This is a genomic window from Gryllotalpicola kribbensis (genome assembly GCF_039538245.1).
GTDB classification, from domain to species: Bacteria; Actinomycetota; Actinomycetes; order Actinomycetales; family Microbacteriaceae; genus Gryllotalpicola; species Gryllotalpicola kribbensis.
In genome coordinates this window covers 18,148-33,962 of sequence record NZ_BAABBX010000006.1, presented here as the reverse complement: position 1 = coordinate 33,962, position 15,815 = coordinate 18,148, and the positions used below count along the sequence as shown (strand labels likewise).

Annotated in this window: 18 protein-coding genes; 10 read left to right on the top strand and 8 right to left on the bottom strand. The window is 72.5% G+C overall.

Translation table 11 applies throughout. The annotated features are described in order from the left end of the window. Positions 1 to 4 precede the first annotated feature (4 nt). Genes ABD716_RS04830 through ABD716_RS04815 form a run of 4 tightly spaced genes read right to left on the bottom strand, consistent with a single transcriptional unit; the run spans position 5 to position 3,982 of the window. Positions 5 to 1,267, bottom strand: a complete 1,263-nt coding sequence (locus tag ABD716_RS04830) for a glycosyltransferase (RefSeq protein WP_344774382.1) — start codon at positions 1,265 to 1,267, stop codon at positions 5 to 7. After that, entirely contained in the window at positions 1,264 to 2,361 is a 1,098-nt protein-coding gene (locus ABD716_RS04825; protein WP_344774380.1) for a glycosyltransferase, read from the bottom strand. The genes ABD716_RS04830 and ABD716_RS04825 overlap by 4 nt, the downstream gene beginning before the upstream one ends. Continuing rightward, positions 2,361 to 3,407, bottom strand: coding sequence for a glycosyltransferase family 9 protein (locus ABD716_RS04820; protein WP_344774378.1), 1,047 nt, complete (start codon positions 3,405 to 3,407; stop codon positions 2,361 to 2,363). The genes ABD716_RS04825 and ABD716_RS04820 overlap by 1 nt, the downstream gene beginning before the upstream one ends. Beyond that, positions 3,404 to 3,982 carry an HAD-IIIA family hydrolase gene (locus ABD716_RS04815; RefSeq protein WP_344774376.1) on the bottom strand — a complete coding sequence of 193 codons (579 nt, stop codon included), beginning with the start codon at positions 3,980 to 3,982 and terminating at the stop codon, positions 3,404 to 3,406. The genes ABD716_RS04820 and ABD716_RS04815 overlap by 4 nt, the downstream gene beginning before the upstream one ends. Before the next feature lie 60 nt (positions 3,983 to 4,042). Between ABD716_RS04815 and ABD716_RS04810 the strand changes: the two genes are divergently transcribed. After that, positions 4,043 to 5,083: a glycosyltransferase family 9 protein gene (locus tag ABD716_RS04810; protein ID WP_344774374.1), complete on the top strand. Its 1,041-nt coding sequence runs from the start codon at positions 4,043 to 4,045 to the stop codon at positions 5,081 to 5,083. Here the strand turns inward: ABD716_RS04810 and ABD716_RS04805 are convergent. The 4 genes from ABD716_RS04805 to ABD716_RS04790 all read right to left on the bottom strand — a co-directional run bounded on the left by ABD716_RS04805 (position 4,983) and on the right by ABD716_RS04790 (position 8,410). Further along, complete coding sequence (locus ABD716_RS04805) at positions 4,983 to 5,795, bottom strand: sigma-70 family RNA polymerase sigma factor (RefSeq protein WP_344774372.1); 813 nt, start codon at positions 5,793 to 5,795, stop codon at positions 4,983 to 4,985. The genes ABD716_RS04810 and ABD716_RS04805 overlap by 101 nt on opposite strands. 198 nt (positions 5,796 to 5,993) lie before the next feature. After that, positions 5,994 to 6,458, bottom strand: coding sequence for a phage tail protein (locus tag ABD716_RS04800; protein ID WP_344774370.1), 465 nt, complete (start codon positions 6,456 to 6,458; stop codon positions 5,994 to 5,996). Positions 6,459 to 6,960: 502 nt separating this feature from the next. After that, positions 6,961 to 7,347: a ChaB family protein gene (locus ABD716_RS04795; RefSeq protein ID WP_344774368.1), complete on the bottom strand. Its 387-nt coding sequence runs from the start codon at positions 7,345 to 7,347 to the stop codon at positions 6,961 to 6,963. Positions 7,348 to 7,456: 109 nt separating this feature from the next. Next, positions 7,457 to 8,410: a DNA topoisomerase IB gene (locus ABD716_RS04790; RefSeq protein WP_344774366.1), complete on the bottom strand. Its 954-nt coding sequence runs from the start codon at positions 8,408 to 8,410 to the stop codon at positions 7,457 to 7,459. A gap of 31 nt (positions 8,411 to 8,441) precedes the next feature. Here ABD716_RS04790 and ABD716_RS04785 point away from each other — a divergent pair, with 31 nt between their 5' ends. Genes ABD716_RS04785 through ABD716_RS04745 form a run of 9 tightly spaced genes read left to right on the top strand, consistent with a single transcriptional unit; the run spans position 8,442 to position 15,800 of the window. Further along, complete coding sequence (locus ABD716_RS04785) at positions 8,442 to 8,921, top strand: hypothetical protein (protein WP_344774364.1); 480 nt, start codon at positions 8,442 to 8,444, stop codon at positions 8,919 to 8,921. After that, positions 8,918 to 10,144, top strand: coding sequence for an Nramp family divalent metal transporter (locus tag ABD716_RS04780; RefSeq protein ID WP_344774362.1), 1,227 nt, complete (start codon positions 8,918 to 8,920; stop codon positions 10,142 to 10,144). The genes ABD716_RS04785 and ABD716_RS04780 overlap by 4 nt, the downstream gene beginning before the upstream one ends. A gap of 1 nt (position 10,145) precedes the next feature. Then, a complete protein-coding gene (locus ABD716_RS04775) occupies positions 10,146 to 10,535 on the top strand; it encodes a hypothetical protein (protein ID WP_344774360.1) in 390 nt (129 codons plus the stop codon). Beyond that, the gene (locus ABD716_RS04770; protein WP_344774358.1) at positions 10,522 to 10,869 is read left to right on the top strand and encodes a PRC-barrel domain containing protein; all 348 of its coding nucleotides are present in this window, start codon (positions 10,522 to 10,524) and stop codon (positions 10,867 to 10,869) included. The genes ABD716_RS04775 and ABD716_RS04770 overlap by 14 nt, the downstream gene beginning before the upstream one ends. A gap of 50 nt (positions 10,870 to 10,919) precedes the next feature. Then, positions 10,920 to 11,357, top strand: a complete 438-nt coding sequence (locus ABD716_RS04765; RefSeq protein WP_344774356.1) for a hypothetical protein — start codon at positions 10,920 to 10,922, stop codon at positions 11,355 to 11,357. Between the two features lie 58 nt (positions 11,358 to 11,415). Further along, entirely contained in the window at positions 11,416 to 12,315 is a 900-nt protein-coding gene (locus ABD716_RS04760) for a Rieske (2Fe-2S) protein (RefSeq protein WP_344774354.1), read from the top strand. A 24-nt stretch (positions 12,316 to 12,339) separates the two neighbouring features. After that, on the top strand, positions 12,340 to 14,178 hold the full coding sequence (locus tag ABD716_RS04755) for a thiamine pyrophosphate-requiring protein (protein ID WP_344774352.1): 1,839 nt from the start codon (positions 12,340 to 12,342) through the stop codon (positions 14,176 to 14,178). A gap of 56 nt (positions 14,179 to 14,234) precedes the next feature. Then, positions 14,235 to 14,609 carry a hypothetical protein gene (locus ABD716_RS04750; RefSeq protein ID WP_344774350.1) on the top strand — a complete coding sequence of 125 codons (375 nt, stop codon included), beginning with the start codon at positions 14,235 to 14,237 and terminating at the stop codon, positions 14,607 to 14,609. 45 nt (positions 14,610 to 14,654) lie between these two features. Next, positions 14,655 to 15,800 carry a baeRF2 domain-containing protein gene (locus tag ABD716_RS04745; protein ID WP_344774348.1) on the top strand — a complete coding sequence of 382 codons (1,146 nt, stop codon included), beginning with the start codon at positions 14,655 to 14,657 and terminating at the stop codon, positions 15,798 to 15,800. The last annotated feature ends 15 nt before the right edge of the window (positions 15,801 to 15,815 follow it).

The window sequence follows — 15,815 nt, the reverse complement described above, 5'->3', positions numbered from 1 at the left end:
GCGCTCACCGCCCCCGGCCGGCGCCGGCGAGCGGCCGGGCGACGTTCTCGATCAGCCGGCGATAGACGGCGGCGGTGCGGTCGGCGACGCTCGTCCACGTGTACTCGCTCTCGACGCGCGCCCGGCCCGCGCGCCCGAGCGCCGCGCGGCGCCGCGCATCGGGCAGCAGCCGGCCCAGCGCATCGGCGATCGCTGCGGGGTCGCGCGGCGGCACGTGCAGGCCGGTGACGCCGTCGACGACCGTGTCCTGCAGGCCGCCGACCGCCGCGGCCACGACGGGCACGCCGCAGGCCATCGCCTCGAGCGGCACGATGCCGAAGGGCTCGTACCAGGGGGTGCACACGACGGCGTCCACGCTGCGCAGCACCGCGGGCAGCTCCTGCTGCGGAACCCGCCCGAGGAAGCGGACCCGGTCGCCGACGCCGAGCGCGCAGGCGATCTCGGCGAGCCGCGCGATCTCGGCGTCCGCAAGCAGGCCGGAGCCCGCCGCATCGGGGCCGCCGACCACGATCAGGTCGACGTCGTCCACACCCCGGTCGGCCAGCTCGGCCAGCGCGGAGATGACGAGATCGGTGCCCTTCCTCGGCACGATGCGGCCGACGACGGCGACCGTCGGGCGCACGAACCGCAGGGCGCGCTGCCCGCGCGCCGCAAAGCGGTCGAGGTCGACGCCGCACGGGATGACGGTCGTCTTGGCGCCGTCGATGCCGAGCGCCGAGAGCTCGTTCACCTCGTCGGTGCAGGTGGCGATGATCGCGTCGGCCTCGCGCCCCACGCGCGGCTCGAGCCAGACCCGCTCGGCGGGGCTCGTGTCGGCGGCGCCCTGGTGCCGGCGCTTGACCGAGCCGAGGGCATGGAAGGTGTGCACGGTCGGCACGCGCGCACCCGTGCGCGCCTCGGTGCGGGCGACCGCGTCGAGTGCGGCCAGGCCCGACATCCAGAAGTGCGAGTGCACGAGCTCAGGCGCACCGCGCTCCGCCCAGTCTGCGGCGACGCCCTCCGCGAGCGCCACCATGTGCGGAAGCATGCGATCGCGCTCGACGGGCTCGGCGGGGCCGGCCGTCACGTTGACGACCTCGACGCCGGGGCCGAGGGGCACCCGGTCGTCGAGCTCGGCGGCGTCGCGCCGCGTGTAGACGGTCACCTCGTCGCCGCGCCGCCCGAGCGCGAGGGCCAGTTCGGCGACGTGCACGTTCTGCCCGCCGGCGTCCGCACCCCCGAGCACGGCGAGCGGGCTCGCGTGCTCCGAGATCATCGAGATCTTCATGTCGTGCCTCTCGTCGTGGTGATCGTGCTGGCTGTGCCGGTCGTGCCGGTCGTGCTGGCTGGGCCGGTCGTGCTGATAGTGCTGCTCGTGCGCGCAGCGGTCCCGGCGCGTCGCTCGCGGCGGCGCACGCGGCCCACCGCGTCGTCGAGCGCCTCGTCCCAGGCGCGCAGGAAGCGGTCGAGCGGGAAGCGCTCGAGCGCCGCCGTGCGGGCCGCGAGCCCGTCACGGCGCGCGCGGTCGGGGTCGTCGAGATAGCGGCGGGCGGATGCCACGAGCCGCGGCACGTCGAGCGAGACGGCGCCGGCCTCGGGCGGGATCGACTCGGCCGCCTGCGTCGTCGCGAGCACCAGGGCGGGCATCCCGAGCATCATCGCCTCGATGAGCGAGAGCCCCAGCGACGTCCAGCGCGCCGGGTGCACATAGGCGCGGCGCGTGGCGAGCGCCTCGCGCAGCCGCGCAGGCGGCAGGTCGCCGCCCGAGGCGAGCGGCAGGCGCGCGGCGGTCGCGCCGAGCGCCTGCGGCACCTCGTCCGCGCCGATGCCGAACACATCGACGGGGCCCGCCGCCGCGAAGTCGAGCAGCAGATCGGTGCCGAGCACCCGTCGCCGCCGAACGCCCTCGTTGGCGCAGCTCGCGAGCCGCGCCCGCTCGCCCGTGTAGCGGTAGCCGGGGTCGGGCACGCCGTGGTCGATCACGCGCACGGGTGCGTCGCGGTTGTCCCACACGAGCGCGTTGAAGCGGGTCACGTGCACGAGGGGGATGCCCCGCCCGGCCATCGGGTGCACGGTGTCGGGCACCTGGCGCCGCGGCGTGTTGTGCTCGAGATAGACGGCGGGGATGTCGCGGCCGAGGTGGCCGCCCAGCAGGCGCTCCGCGACGCCGAGCTCCTCCGGCCGCTGCAGCACGACGACGTCGACGTCGGCCGCCCGCAGCTCCTGCGGAGCCACCTCGACGGCGTTCGGGGGCCAGTCGCGGCCGCCGCGCCCGAGCCCCCAGGGCCCGCCCGCGGGGGTCGCGGGCAGCAGGTAGTCGTGGCCGCCCTGCACGAAGGCGTCCATCCAGCCGCCGTGCACGTGCCAGAGCAGAACCCGCATCAGCGCCCCCTGACCCCGGCGGCCGCGGGCAGCAGCTGCTCGACGGCGGCCACGACGTGGCCCGGCGTGACCGAGGTGAGGCACGGATGCCCGGGCACGGGGCACTCGCGTGCACGGCTCAGCCGGCAGGCGGCCTGCTGATCGCCGAGCAGCACGATCGGAACGCCGTACGGCCGCCACCGGATCGACGGGACGACGGGGGAGAAGAGGCTGACCACGGGGGTTCCGACCGCGGCCGAGAGGTGCGCGGGCCCCGTGTTGCCGACCACGGTGACGGCGGCGCGTTCGAGCACCCCCGCGAGCTCCGCGAACGCGAGCCGGCCGCCGAGGTCGAGCGCCCGGTCGCCCGCGACGCAGGCTGTCAGCTCGCGCTCGCCGGGGCCGCCCGTGACGACGACGCGATGGCCGCGCTCGACCAGCTGCCGCACCAGCTCGGCATGGTGCTCGGCGGGCCACGTGCGCGCCGGAACCGCGGCCCCGGGGTGCACGGCGACGAACTGGCCGAGCTCGCCGAGCTCGGCGAGGTGCGCCGTCACGTCGGGCCGCGGCCGCACCTCGAGCAGCAGATCGTCGTCGTCGGCGGGCTGATAGCCGGCGGCCGATGCGATGCGCAGGTCGCGCAGCGGCTCGGGCCGGTCCTCGTCGAAGTCCTCGCCGGGAATCAGCCGGCGGTCGAGCAGATCGCCTGCGGCATCCGTCGACGCCCCCGTGATCGTGCGCACGCCGGCGCGCCGCAGCGTGTAGGCGAGCGGCAGCGGCGACTGGTGGAAGGAGGTGAGGATGACGGCCTCGTCGAACTCCGCTGCGCGCAGCCGCCCGACCAGCTCGTCGAGGGCCGCGGCGTCGAACGGGGTGGCGTCGCCGACCCACGGCACCGCCGCGACGAGCACGCCCGTGACTCCGGGCAGCAGGCGCGCGGCATCCGCGCCGGCGGGCCCCGCCAGCATCCACACTTCAGCACCGCTCGCCGCGACCGCGCGCACGGCGGGGCCCGCGAGCAGCACGTCGCCCGCGGAGTCGAGGCGGGCGACGAGCACCCTGGTCACGAATGCACCCCGACCGGGTCGACGGCGGGTGCGGCGTGCGGCTCGTGCGCCAGCAGCCGCTCGACGGCCTCGATCGCCGTCGTGGCGACGGTCGGCGCGGCAGTGACCTCCTCACGACGGGTCCTGGGGTTCGGCACGAGCACGCCGAGCGCGCCCGCATTCGCGGCGGCGCCGACGTCGGCGGCTGTGTCGCCGATGAGCGCGAGCTCGGACGGGGCGACGGCCCAGGCGCGCGCCGCCTGGGTGACGAGGCCCGGCTGAGGCTTGCGGCAGAGGCAGCCGGCGTCTTTCGCGTGCGTGCACACGAACCAGCCGTCGAACGGGCCGAGCAGCGCCTCGATGCGGCCGTTCACCCGATCGAGGCCGTCGCGGCTGAGCTCGCCGGTGGCGATGCCGGGCTGGTTGCTCGCGACGCCGACGAAGAGACCGGCCGCGCGCGCCCGGCGCACCGCGTCGGCGGCCGTCGGCAGCGGCTGCACCCGCGTCGGGTCGTCGTTCATGGGCACATCGACGACGAGCGTTCCGTCGCGATCGAAGAGGATGCCGCGCAGCTGCGGCGGGGTGCCCTGAGCCATGCCGGGCCAGTTCCCGAGCGAAGCGCTTCTCAAACGAGCTCACCCGGGTACCGGCAGGCCATGGCCGATGACCGACCCGTCCTGCTCGCCCTGCGCGCTCTCAAGCTCGGCGACCTGCTCGTCGCGGTGCCCGCGCTGAAGGCGCTGCGGCGCGGCCACCCGGCGCACCGCTTCGTGCTCGCGGCGCCCGGCTGGCTCGAGCCGGTGGTGCGCCTCGTCGACCCGGCGATCGAGCTGCTGCCGACGCCCGGGCTCGACGCGCCGCTCGAGTGGCACGGCTCGGTCGACGTCGCGGTCAACCTGCACGGGCGGGGCCCGGAGAGCACGGCGCTGCTCGAGGCGCTGGCGCCCGCCAGGCGGCTGGGGCACGCGGGCCCGGGCGCCGACGGGGTGCCGTGGACCGGCCCCGAATGGGTCGACGGCCTGCTCGAGCGCGAGCGCTGGGCGCGGCTCGTGCGCTGGCATGGGTTCCCGGCGAGCGCCGACGACGTGGCGATCGGGGTTCCGGACGCCCCGCCCGCGGTGCCCGGCGCCGGAGTCGTGCACGTCGGCGCCTTCTACGGTGCCCGTCGCTGGCCCCCAGAGCGCTTCGCCGCCGTCGCGCGCGGGCTCGCCGCGAGCGGACTCGAGGTGGTCGTCACCGCGGGGCCGGCCGAGGGGGAGCGCGCGCGCGAGGTGGCGCGGCTCGCAGGCATCCGCTCGGCCCTGGTCTTCGCGGGCGAGAGCGCGCTGCCGCTCGACGCGCTCGCGGCCCTCGTCGCCGACGCGGCCGTGCTGGTGAGCGTCGACACGGGCGTCGCGCACCTCGCCTCGGCCTACGGCGTGCCCTCGGTCATCGTCTTCGGCCCGGCGCCGCCCAGCGAGTGGGGCCCGCCGCCCGGGCCGCACCGCGTGCTGACAGACGAGAGCGCCAGGCGGGGCGACGTCTTCTCAGACGTGCCCGACCCGGCGCTGCTCGCGGTGTCGGCCGATGAGATGCTCGCTGCGGCGCTGGCGCTCGTCAGGCCGCGTCCTGCAGACCCTGCGGGAAGGTCGCGCCCAGCTCGTGGCGCAGCCGATCGAGGATCTTCGCCAGCAGGCGCGAGACCTGCATCTGGCTGACGCCGAGCTCCTCGCCGATCTCGGCCTGCGTCTTCTCCTCGGCGAAGCGGCGCTCGAGAATGAGCGCCTCGCGCGGGTTCAGCCGCAGCAGGGCACGCTGCAGCATGGCCCGCAGCTCGGCGCGATCGAAATCGGGATCGATATAAGACGGGATCAGCGACGGCGTGTCCTCGTCGTCGCCGGCCGAGGTGACCGTGACGGGCGACTGCGCGTCGAGGCAGGCGCGAGCGGCACGGACGTCCTGTTCAGTCACGTTGAGCTCGTCTGCCAGTTCCTGATCGGATGCCTCGCGCCCCAACTGCTGGGCGAGGCGCGGCCGGGCGCGCATCAGGGCCGAGCACAGCTCCTGCATGCGGCGGCCGGGCCGCACGAGCCAGCCGTGGTCGCGGATGTGGCGCTTGAGCTCGCCGTCGATGGTCGGCACCGCGTAGGGCACGAAGGGCGTGCCGCGCTCGGGGTCGTAGTGGCGGGCCGCCTTCACGAGGCCGAGAAGCGCCACCTGGCGCAGGTCGCCGTAGTCGTCGTCGCCGCGCCAGTAGCGGCGGGCGAGCGACTCTGCGAGCGGGATGTGCGCGACGACGACCTGGTTCTCGATCCGCATCCGCTCCCGCGGGGTGCAGGTGCGCACCTGGTCGAATGCCGCGGTGGTCTCTTCGCTGCGACGACGGCGGGCCTCGAGGGTTGCCACACTGTTCGTGGTGTTGCCGTTCATGTGCTGTCACTCCGTACTTCTGAAACGAGTGGCGTAGCGCGCTGTTCGACTACTTGCCTTCGATCAGACCAAGCCGCGAAGAAGGGTGAAACCCCCTTGCGGAAGCACGGCGGTTCTGCTTTTGGTGGGCGAAACCCCGCCTTTTTCTGCCTTTTCTGCTTCTTCTGCTCTTTCTGCCTTGCCCTGCGCGAAGCCGGGTCAGTACTCGCCCTTGATCACGAAGAACGACCCCCGGATCTCGCCGGCGAGCTTCGAGCGCTGGCGGGCGAACTTGAACCTGTCGGCGAGCTCGGCCGGGACATCCATGCCCTGCGACAGCTTGAAGCCGACGGCGCGCTTGCCCGCGTCGCCGAGCGTGTAGAGCACGTTGATCGAGAGGCCCGACTGATAGAAGACGTAGGTCCAGTCGATGTCTGCGACGCGGAAGCGGCTCACCTCGAGGGCGGGGGAGGCGATCACGATGTCGCGCTCGTCGGCGAGCACCTTCTCGACGCGGGCGAGGTCGTCGGATGCCTCGGCCGCGGGCACCACGGTGAAGTCGTGGTCGTACTTGTTCTTGAAATAGCGCGCCTCGTTGGCGCGCAGGCCCGCGAGCGCCTCGGCGACGGGCGACGATTCGAGACCCGTGGTGCTGACGTTGACGAAGTCGACGGTGTACGGCATGAGCCCACCGTAGCGGCGGCCGCGGTGCCGGCGACCCGCTCGGTCTCGGTCGCCGCCCGAGGAGCGGACGCACCTGATGCCCAGGGGCGCGCGTGCGGCGACGATAGCTGCCGTTACGACCTCGGTGCGGCGACAGTAGATGCTCTTACGAACTCCCCGCGGCGACAGTAGATGCACGAACTCCGTGCGGCGACAGTAGCTGCCGTTACGGACTCCGTGCGGCGACAGTAGCTGCTGTTACGACCTCGGTGCGGCGGCACGAACTCCGTGCGGCGACAGTACCTGCCGTTACGAACTCCGTGCGGCGACAGTAGATGCAGCTCCCAGACGGTCAGAGCGGCATCTAGTGTCGTCGGCGGGAAGAGTGGCCGGGGTGAAACGGCATCTAGTGTCGTCGGCGCGAAGGGCGGCCGGAGCGAAACGGCATCTGGTGTCGCCGCACGAACCGCGGACCCCGCGCCGGTCGCAAGAACTCTTCACTCTTCCGCCTGCGGCGTGTCCGCTAGCTGCGCGCCTTCCGCGTGGCGGCGCCGTTGGCCTTCTTGATCGCGTCGACCAGCTGGTCCTTCGTCATCGACGAGCGGCCGGTGATGTCGAGCTTCTTCGCGACGTCCATCAGATGCGCCTTCGAGGCGTTCGCGTCGACGCCGCCCTCGGTCTTCTTCCCCCGCTGTGCGGCACCGGCATCCGATGGCCCCTTGCGGCCCTTCTCGACCCAGTGGTCGCCGACCTTCTCGTACTCGTGCTTGAGAGCGGCGTACGCCGTCTGCTGCGCACGGCGCCCGTGGCCGTATTCCTTGAGCGCGGAATCGTGCGCCTTCACCCAGATCTCCTGGGCGTGCTTCGGCGAGCGCTCCAGCGTGCTGGGCAGGTCCTTCGCTCCGGGCATTGTGTTCTCCTTCTTCCTGGTCTCCATTCGGCTTCGCCGAGTCGACCCGCGTTGCGGTCGGCTTCGCCGAGTCGACCCGCGGGTGGCGGCCGGCGTCATGTGAGCAATCTCATGTCAGCAATTTCACGAGCGCCGCCTCTGGCGAGCGCTTCACGTCGAGTAGTTCCCCGTTCCGGTATCTGTCGAACACGCGCGGGTCGATGTAGCTCGCGCGGGCGACGGCCGGCGTGTTCCCGAGGGCGGATGCCGCGCGCTTCACCGCCTCGCGCTCGGCGGCATCCCGTGCCCGCCGGGTCTCTGCCCGGCCGGCACGCGCCAGCGTGTCCGCGGCGACGATCGTGCCGCGCAGCGTGCGAAAGTCCTTCGCAGTCGCCTCGACCCCCGTGCGCAGCCGGATGTCCTCGTTGACGTCCGCCGGCCGCAGGGCGTGCCAGCGCTGATCGCGCCAGGCCAGCAGGCGCGCGCCGGGGCGGCGCCGCTCCACCAGCGACCCGAGGTATTCCGCGAGCTCGGGGTCGTGGACCCAGGAGTCCCAGCCCTGGCCGCTCTTCGACGGGAAGCGCAGCTCGATCTCGGGGCCGTCGATCGTCACGTCGCGGCACAGCAGGGTGGTGAGGCCGCGGGTGCCGTAGGCGCGGCGGTAGCGCTCCTCGCCGATGCGCAGCGCGGCGCGGTCGACCATGCGGAACGCCGCGGCGAGGGTGCGCTCGCGCGGCATCCCTGGAAGCCGCAGATCGCGCGTCACCGAGCGGCGCGCGCTCGGCAGCGCCTCGGCCAGCTCGAGCATGCGCTCGAACTTCACGGCATCGCGCTTCCGCCGCCACTCCTCGTGATACAGGTACTGACGCCGGCCGGCTGCGTCGGTGCCGACGGCCTGGATGTGGCCGTCGGGGTACGGCGAGATCCAGACGTCGAGCCATGCCGGCGGGATGACGAGCGACTCGATGCGCGCGAGCACCTCGGCGTCGCTCACGGGCCGGCCGTCGGGGTCGACGTAGCGCGGCTCATCGCCGGGCAGCCGGGTCAGGCCCGGCCCGGAGGGGTCACTGCGGCGAATGCGCATACTTCCCCAATGCCCGGGGGACCACCCGGGCATGACCACGAGACGGCGCACCGCCGCCAGCTGCATCAGCGGATGCCTCGCCGCCGCCCTCGCCGCCGCACTGACCGGCTGCGTTCCGGACTCGGGCGGCGTGCCCGGCCGGCTCGAACGCGGGCTCTCCTCCGCAGACAGCAGCGCGCAGACCGCGCTGCTCGCCGTGCGCCAGCTGAGCGAGGGGAAGACGACGCCGCAGCACGCCCACACCGCGATCGACGACGCGCTCACGAAGCTCGGCGAGCAGCAGACCGAGCTTGCGAGCATCGAGCCGCGCACCGCCGACGAGCGCCGCTGGCGCCGCAGCGCCGACGACGCGATCTCGTCGCTCGACCCGGCGCTCAAGGACGCCCGCTCGGCCGCGAACGGAGAGGCGGGCATCCGCTGGTCGCAGGCGCGCCGGGAACTGCGGGACGCGAGCGACACGATCACGCACACGAAGCGCGAGATCATCGCCCAGGCGGGGGAGGCCGAGTGAGCAAGCTGCTCGGCATCTTCCTCGGCATCCTCACGGCGATCGGCGGCTTCGTCGACATCGGCGACCTCGTCACGAACGCCGTGGTCGGCTCGCGCTTCGGCCTCGCGCTGGCCTGGGTCCTGCCGGTCGGCGTGGTGGGCATCATCGTGTTCGCGCAGATGTCGGGGCGCGTCGCAGCGGTCAGCGGCCGGGCCACGTTCGAGATCATCCGCGAGCGGCTCGGGCCGCGGCTGGGGCTCGCGAATCTGGGCGCCTCGTTCCTCATCAATCTGCTCACCCTCACCGCAGAGGTCGGCGGCATCGCGCTCGCCCTGCAGCTGGCGAGCGGCATCCAGCCCCTGCTGTGGATGCCCGTCGCGGCCGTCGCGGTGTGGATCGTGCTGTGGCGGGTGAAGTTCTCGATCATGGAGAACGTCGTGGGGCTGCTCGGGCTGTGCCTCGTCGCCTTCGCGGTCGCGGTGTTCCTGCTGCACCCGGACTGGAGCGCGCTCGCCCAGAAGGCGGTGCCCCTCATGCCGTCCAGCGAGCACCCGTCGACCTACTGGTACTACGCCGTCGCGCTGTTCGGCGCGGCGATGACGCCGTACGAGGTGTTCTTCTTCTCATCGGGCGCCCGCGAGGAGGGGTGGACGAAGAGCGACCTCGCCGAGTCGCGCGCCAACGTGCTGATCGGATTCCCGCTCGGCGGCCTGCTGTCGCTGTCGATCGCCGTGTGCGCAACGCTCGTGCTGCTGCCGCGCGGCATCCAGGTCGAGTCGCTCTCGCAGGTCGCCATGCCTGTCGCGCAGGCGGGCGGCACGCTGCTGCTCATCATCGTGATCCTCGGCATGGTGGCGGCGACGTTCGGTGCGGCGCTCGAGACGGCACTGTCGAGCGGCTACACGCTCGCGCAGTACTTCGGCTGGCCGTGGGGCAAGTTCCGCCGCCCTTCCCAGGCATCCCGATTCCACCTCGTGATGATCGTGTCGCTGCTCATCGGGCTCGGGATCCTCGCGACGGGCGTCGACCCTGTGCAGGTCACCGAGGCGTCGGTGGTGTTCTCTGCGCTCGCGCTGCCGCTGACCTACTTGCCGATCCTCATCGTCGCGAACGACCCGCAGTACATGGGCGACGCGGTGAACGGCAAGGGGACGAATGCGCTCGGGCTCGTCTATCTCGTGCTCATCCTGGCCGCGTCGATCGCGGCGATACCGCTCATGATCGTCTCGGGAATGGGGGCATGAGATGACGGATGCACGGCCCGAGCTGCCCGTCGACGAGTCGCCGCGCGGGCAGGTCATCGACGCGCACCTGCACCTGCTCGACCGGCAGGTGGTCGACCCCTCCGACGTGCCGATCACGACCGTCGACGACGTGCAGCTCGACGGCGTCGAGCCCGGGGCATCGCCGCGCATCGTCGCGCTGCTCTCGGGCGCGCCGCTGTGGACCCGGATCTTCGGCGGCCGGCCGCGCCGGCACCACCTCGAGGAGGAGCCGTGGAGCGACGTGACCGACGTCGACGTCGTGATCCGCGTCGCGAAGCCCGCCGACGAGTATGAGGCGAGCTGGCCCGAGCGGTGGGCGCGGTCAGAGGTCATCGGCCGGATCCCAGGGGGACGCCATGCTCCTGACTGATCTGCTCGGGCTGCGCGTGCGCGACGGCGCGGGCGGCGACCTCGGCGCCGTCGTCGACGTGCGCTTCGTGCTCGACGGGCCGCCGTCGGGAAGCGGCACCGGCGCGCTCGCCGAGGCGCGCCTGCACGGGCTGATCGTGAGCCCGCATCGCAGCAGCTCGTTCCTCGGCTACGAGCGCACCGGGGTGAACCGGCCGTGGCTCATCGCCCACTTCCTCGCCTGGCGGCAGCGCCGCGCGGTGCTCGTGCTGTGGCGCGACGTGGCGAGTGTGGGCGACGAGCTGGCGCTGCGGCCGGGGGCGACGCTGTACTCTCCGGCGCTGCCGGGCGGATAGAGCAGTTCTCGAGAAGCGCGCGGGCCAGCTCGCCGACCACAATGATGCGCATGACAGAGACGACGAGCACGAAGAAGACCGGGTTCACTGCCGAGGAGCGCGCGGCGATGCGCCAGCGCGCGAAGGAGCTGAAAGCGCAGGAATCGGACGCGCTGGCGCTGCAGGCCGTGCTCGACAAGATCGCGAGCCTCGACGAGCCCGACAAGACGAACGCCGAGCGCATCCACGCCATCATCACCGAGGTGGCCCCGCAGCTGAAGCCGCGCACCTTCTACGGCAGCCCCGCCTACGCCACGGCCGACGGCAAGGTGGTCTGCTTCTATCAGGAGCGCGCGAAGTTCAAGGTGCGCTACGGCAACTTCGCGTTCTTCGACGCCGCGCAGCTCGACGACGGCACCATGTGGCCCACCGCGTTCGCGATCACCGAGATCTCTGCGGAGGACGAGAAGCGCATCGTCGAGCTCGTGAAGAAGGCGGCGGGCGCATAACGGCGAGCGCCGTGTCAACCGCTGGCGCAGGCCCCCGCCAGTGCCTACCGTCGTGCGCATGGTGCAGTTCACGACGAAGACGCTGACGGATGCCGGCCGCGCGGTCGGCCGACTGATCAAGTCCATCGAGGGGCAGGAGCGCCTCGACGCGGTCGCCCAGCCGCTCTCGGGCCTCGTGCAGAAGCTGATCCCCGCGGGCCCCGTGCGCGACCTGCTGCACGGCGTGCCGATCGGGCACCCCGCCCACCCCTTCCTCGTGCAGTTCCCGCTCGGCGCGTGGATGTCGGCGAACGTGCTCGATCTGCTGCCGGGCGGTTGGGTTCCCGCCACCGCGCTCATCGGCGCGGGCACGGCGGCCGCAGCCCCGGCCGCGGCCGCGGGGGCCGTGGACTTCGCCGCGGCGCACCCCGAGCAGCAGCGCGTCGGCGTCGTGCACTGGGCGTCGAACACCGTCGCAGTCGCCCTCTACGGCGCCTCCTTCCTCGCGCGCCTCGGCGGCAAGCGCACGGCGGGCAAGCGCCTCGCTCTCGCCGGTCTGGTCGTGGCATCCGTCGGCGGCTATCTGGGCGGCCATCTCGCCTACCGCCAGGCGATGGGCGCCAATCACACCGAATCCGTGCCCCATCTCGCACCAGAGGGTTGGCACGATCTCGGGCTGCTCAGCGAGCTGCCCGAGCGTCAGCTGCGGCAGCGGCTCGTCGGCAACGTGCCGGTGCTGCTCTATCGGGACGGCGAGCGCGTGCTCGCGCTGGCGGATGCCTGCTCGCATCTCTCCGGCCCGCTGCACGAGGGCGAGCTGAACGATGAGCCGGGCCTCGGGCCGTGCGTGACCTGCCCGTGGCACGGCAGCACCTTCGCCCTCGAAGACGGGGCCGTGGTGCATGGCCCCGCCACCGCGCCCCAGCCGCAGTTCCGTGCCCGCGTCTCCGGCGGCCGCGTCGAGGTGGCGTTGGCCTGACTCGCAGCTGGGTACGGACCCGTCATGGCCAAGACCGTCAGCGAATTCATCATCGACCGCGTCAAGGAATGGGGCGTCACCCGCGTCTTCGGCTACCCGGGCGACGGCATCGGCGCCTTCGACGGCACGCTCGGCACGCTCGATATGAAGGGCGACGGGCTCGAGTACATCCGCCCCACCCACGAGGAGATCGCCGCTTTCATGGCGACGGCGCACGCCAAGTTCACGGGTGAGGTGGGGGTGTGCGTCGCGACGTCGAGCCCCGGAGCGTTCCACCTGATCAACGGGCTCTACGACGCCCAGATGGACAACGTCCCCGTCGTCGCGATCGTCGGCCAGCAGGGCCTCGACGCCCTCGGCACGTTCACCCAGCAGGAGAGCAATCTCGAGCGGGTCTTCGCCGATGTCGCGTGCTACGTGAAGACGATCGTGTCGCCGCAGCAGGCGGAGGCCGTCGTCGACACCGCATTCCGCACGGCCCAGGCCCGCCTGCAGCCGGCGGTCATCGTGCTGCCGCACGACGTGCAGGCGATGGATGCCGCAGAGCCCGGCGCCGCTCACTGGGTGTCGCGCTCGAGCTCGGCGCCCGCCACGACGCGGATCGTCCCCGCCCCCGAGGCGCTCTCGGCTGCGGCATCCGTCATCAATGCGGGCAGCAAGGTGACGCTGCTCGTCGGCGCGGGCGCGCGCGGCGCGACCAGCCAGGTGATCGAGCTCGCGCACAAGGCAGGCGCCGGCATCGTCACGGCGCTGCGCGGGAAGGACGTCGTGCCCTCCGACATCCCGTTCCACACCCAGCAGCTGGGGCTGCTCGGCACGCGGCCGAGCCTTGCGCAGATGAAGGAGTGCGACACGCTCGTGCTGCTCGGCACGAACTACCCCTACGGCGAGTTCCTGCCCGCGAGCGGCCAGTGCCGTGCCGTGCAGATCGACCTCAAGCCCGAGCAGCTCGGCGTGCGCTACCCCACCGAGGCGAACCTCTGGGGCGACGTCGGGGCGACGCTCGACGCGCTGCTGCCGCTCATCGAGCAGAAGAGCGACCTCAGCTGGCAGCAGGGCGTCGCCGAGGGCTTCCAGAACTGGGAGAAGGAGATGCGCGCAGAGGCGATGGTCGACTTCCCCGACGGCGTGAACCCGCGACGCGTCTTCTTCGAGCTGAACGAGCGCCTGCCCGAGAACGCGATCGTGACGGCGGATGCCGGGACGACGGCGGACTGGTACGCGCACCACATCCGCCTGCGGCGCGGCATGCGCGGTGACCTGTCGGGCCGCCTCGCGAGCATGCTCGCCGCGATGCCGTATGCCGTCGCGGCGAAGTTCGCGTACCCCGACCGGCCCGTGATCTGCACGATCGGCGACGGCGCCTTCCAGATGCTCGGCATGAACGAGCTGATCACGGTGAAGAAGTACCTCTCGCGCTGGCCGAACAAGCAGCTCATCGTCGCGGTGATGCACAACGACGACCTCGCGCAGGTCTCGTGGGAGATGCGCACGGAGGACGCGAATCCGGTCTGGGCGGGCTCGCAGGACGTGGAGTCGGTCGACTATGCGGGCTATGCCGAGCTGCTCGGCTTCCGCGGCATCCGGGTGCGCTCCGACGACGAGGCGGCGGCCGCGTGGGACGACGCGCTGCGCTACGACGGCGTCACGCTGATCGACGCCTACGTCACGCGCAACGCACCGCCGCTTCCCCCGAAGATCTCGAAGGAGTACCGCAACAACACCCTCGCGGCTCTGGCCAAGGGCGACCCGCTGCGCGTCGGCGCGGTGGTCGACTCGGCCGAGGCGTTGGGAGCCGAAGCGCTGCAGCGTGCCAAGAACGTTCTGCACCTCGGCGGCGACGACGCCGGGCAGCGCGAATAGCGGCTCGAGACGGCGGGTACGGCCCGGGGGAATCGACAAGCGAAGGAGATGACCTCATGGCCTCCACGATCAACACCGGCGACAACTCGTCGGACTCGCTGAAGTACTCGCAGGAGATCACGTCGCCGGGCGACAAGCCGGAGCGCGACGGCCGCAGCCTCGTCACCACCGACCACGAGGTGATCAGGCAGTGGGCGCAGGCGCGCAATGCCGTGCCCGCGACCGTGAGCGGAACCGAGCACGGCGACCGCGCCGGAGTGCTGCGCTTCGACTTCGGCGGCGACTCCGAGCTACTCGAGCACCTCGATTGGGACGACTGGTTCCGCACCTTCGACGAGCGGAAGCTCAACTTCATCTATCAGGAGACGAAGTCAGACGGCTCGCAGTCCAACTTCTTCCAGCTGGAGAACCCCGAGCGCGAGGACGCGTAGCTCGGCTGTTCAACGCGCAGCTCACTCACCGAGGAGGCAGATCGAATGGCAGACCGCATGCGCGAGCTCTACGAGGAATCCGGCCCGTGGGCGTCGGTGTACGTCGACGCATCCGGGGACACGGCCGACCCGCGTGGCCAGGCGGCGTCGAAGCGCAACAGCATCGCGCACGCCCTTGAGCAGGCCGGCGCACCGCGCGCCGACATCGACGCGATCGTCGAGGCGCTGGCTGCGCCGACGGGTGTGTCGGCACCGGCATCCCGCCTGGTGCTCGCCCGGGGTGGCGAGGTGCGCTTCGACCGCGGGCTTCCGGGCGCCGTCCGCGTCGGCGAGTTCGCGGAGTTCGGCCCCCTTCCCGACCTCGTGCCGCTCGTGAGACACCGACCGGTCGCGTTCGAGTACCTCGTCGTGCTGGTCGGCCACGATGCGGGCGATGTGCTGCTGTGCACGACCGGGTCGGAGGAGCCGCAGGCCCGCGAGCACGTGCAGGGGCGTGCCGACACGCTGCAGAAGGTGCGCGCGGGCGGCTGGTCCGAGGCGAACTATCAGCGCCACGTCGTCGACGTGTGGACGCACAACGAGGGCGAGGTCGCCGCCCGTGTCGACGCGCTGGTCTCGGAGCGCCACCCCAGGTTCGTCGTCGCCGCGGGCGAAGAGGCGGGGCTCGCGCTCTTCCTCGGCAAGCTGAGTGCCGGCACGCGGGAGATCACGCGCGGCGTGCCCGTCGATGCGCGGCCGTCGGATGCCTCGAGCAAGCGTCTCGACACCGAGATCGGGGCCGCGATCGATGACGAGCTGTCGTCGCTGCGCGAGCGGGCGCACGAGCTGATCCGGCCGCGCGCCGCGGGCGAGAGCCCGGTCGAGGCGCTCGGCGTCGGCGAGGTGGTGCATGCGCTGCAGCAGTCGCAGGTGGAGCTGCTGCTGCTCGTCGACGGCGCCGGGGACGCGCACGCGAACGACGAGCTCGACGGCCGCCGCGTCTACGTGCTGGATCGCGCGCCCTGGGTCGCGAGCGCCCCTGAGGACGCGGGCGAGGCCGAGATCGTGGGGCGCGTGCGCGCGTCGGTGGGGCTGGTGCGTGCCGCCGTGCTGACGGATGCCACCGTGATGGTCGTGCCGGCCGATGAGTTGCCGGCGCACGCACCGGTCGCGGCGCTGCTGCGCTGGCCCGCGCAGGCGTACGCGCCGTGAGCCGGTCGGCCGCTC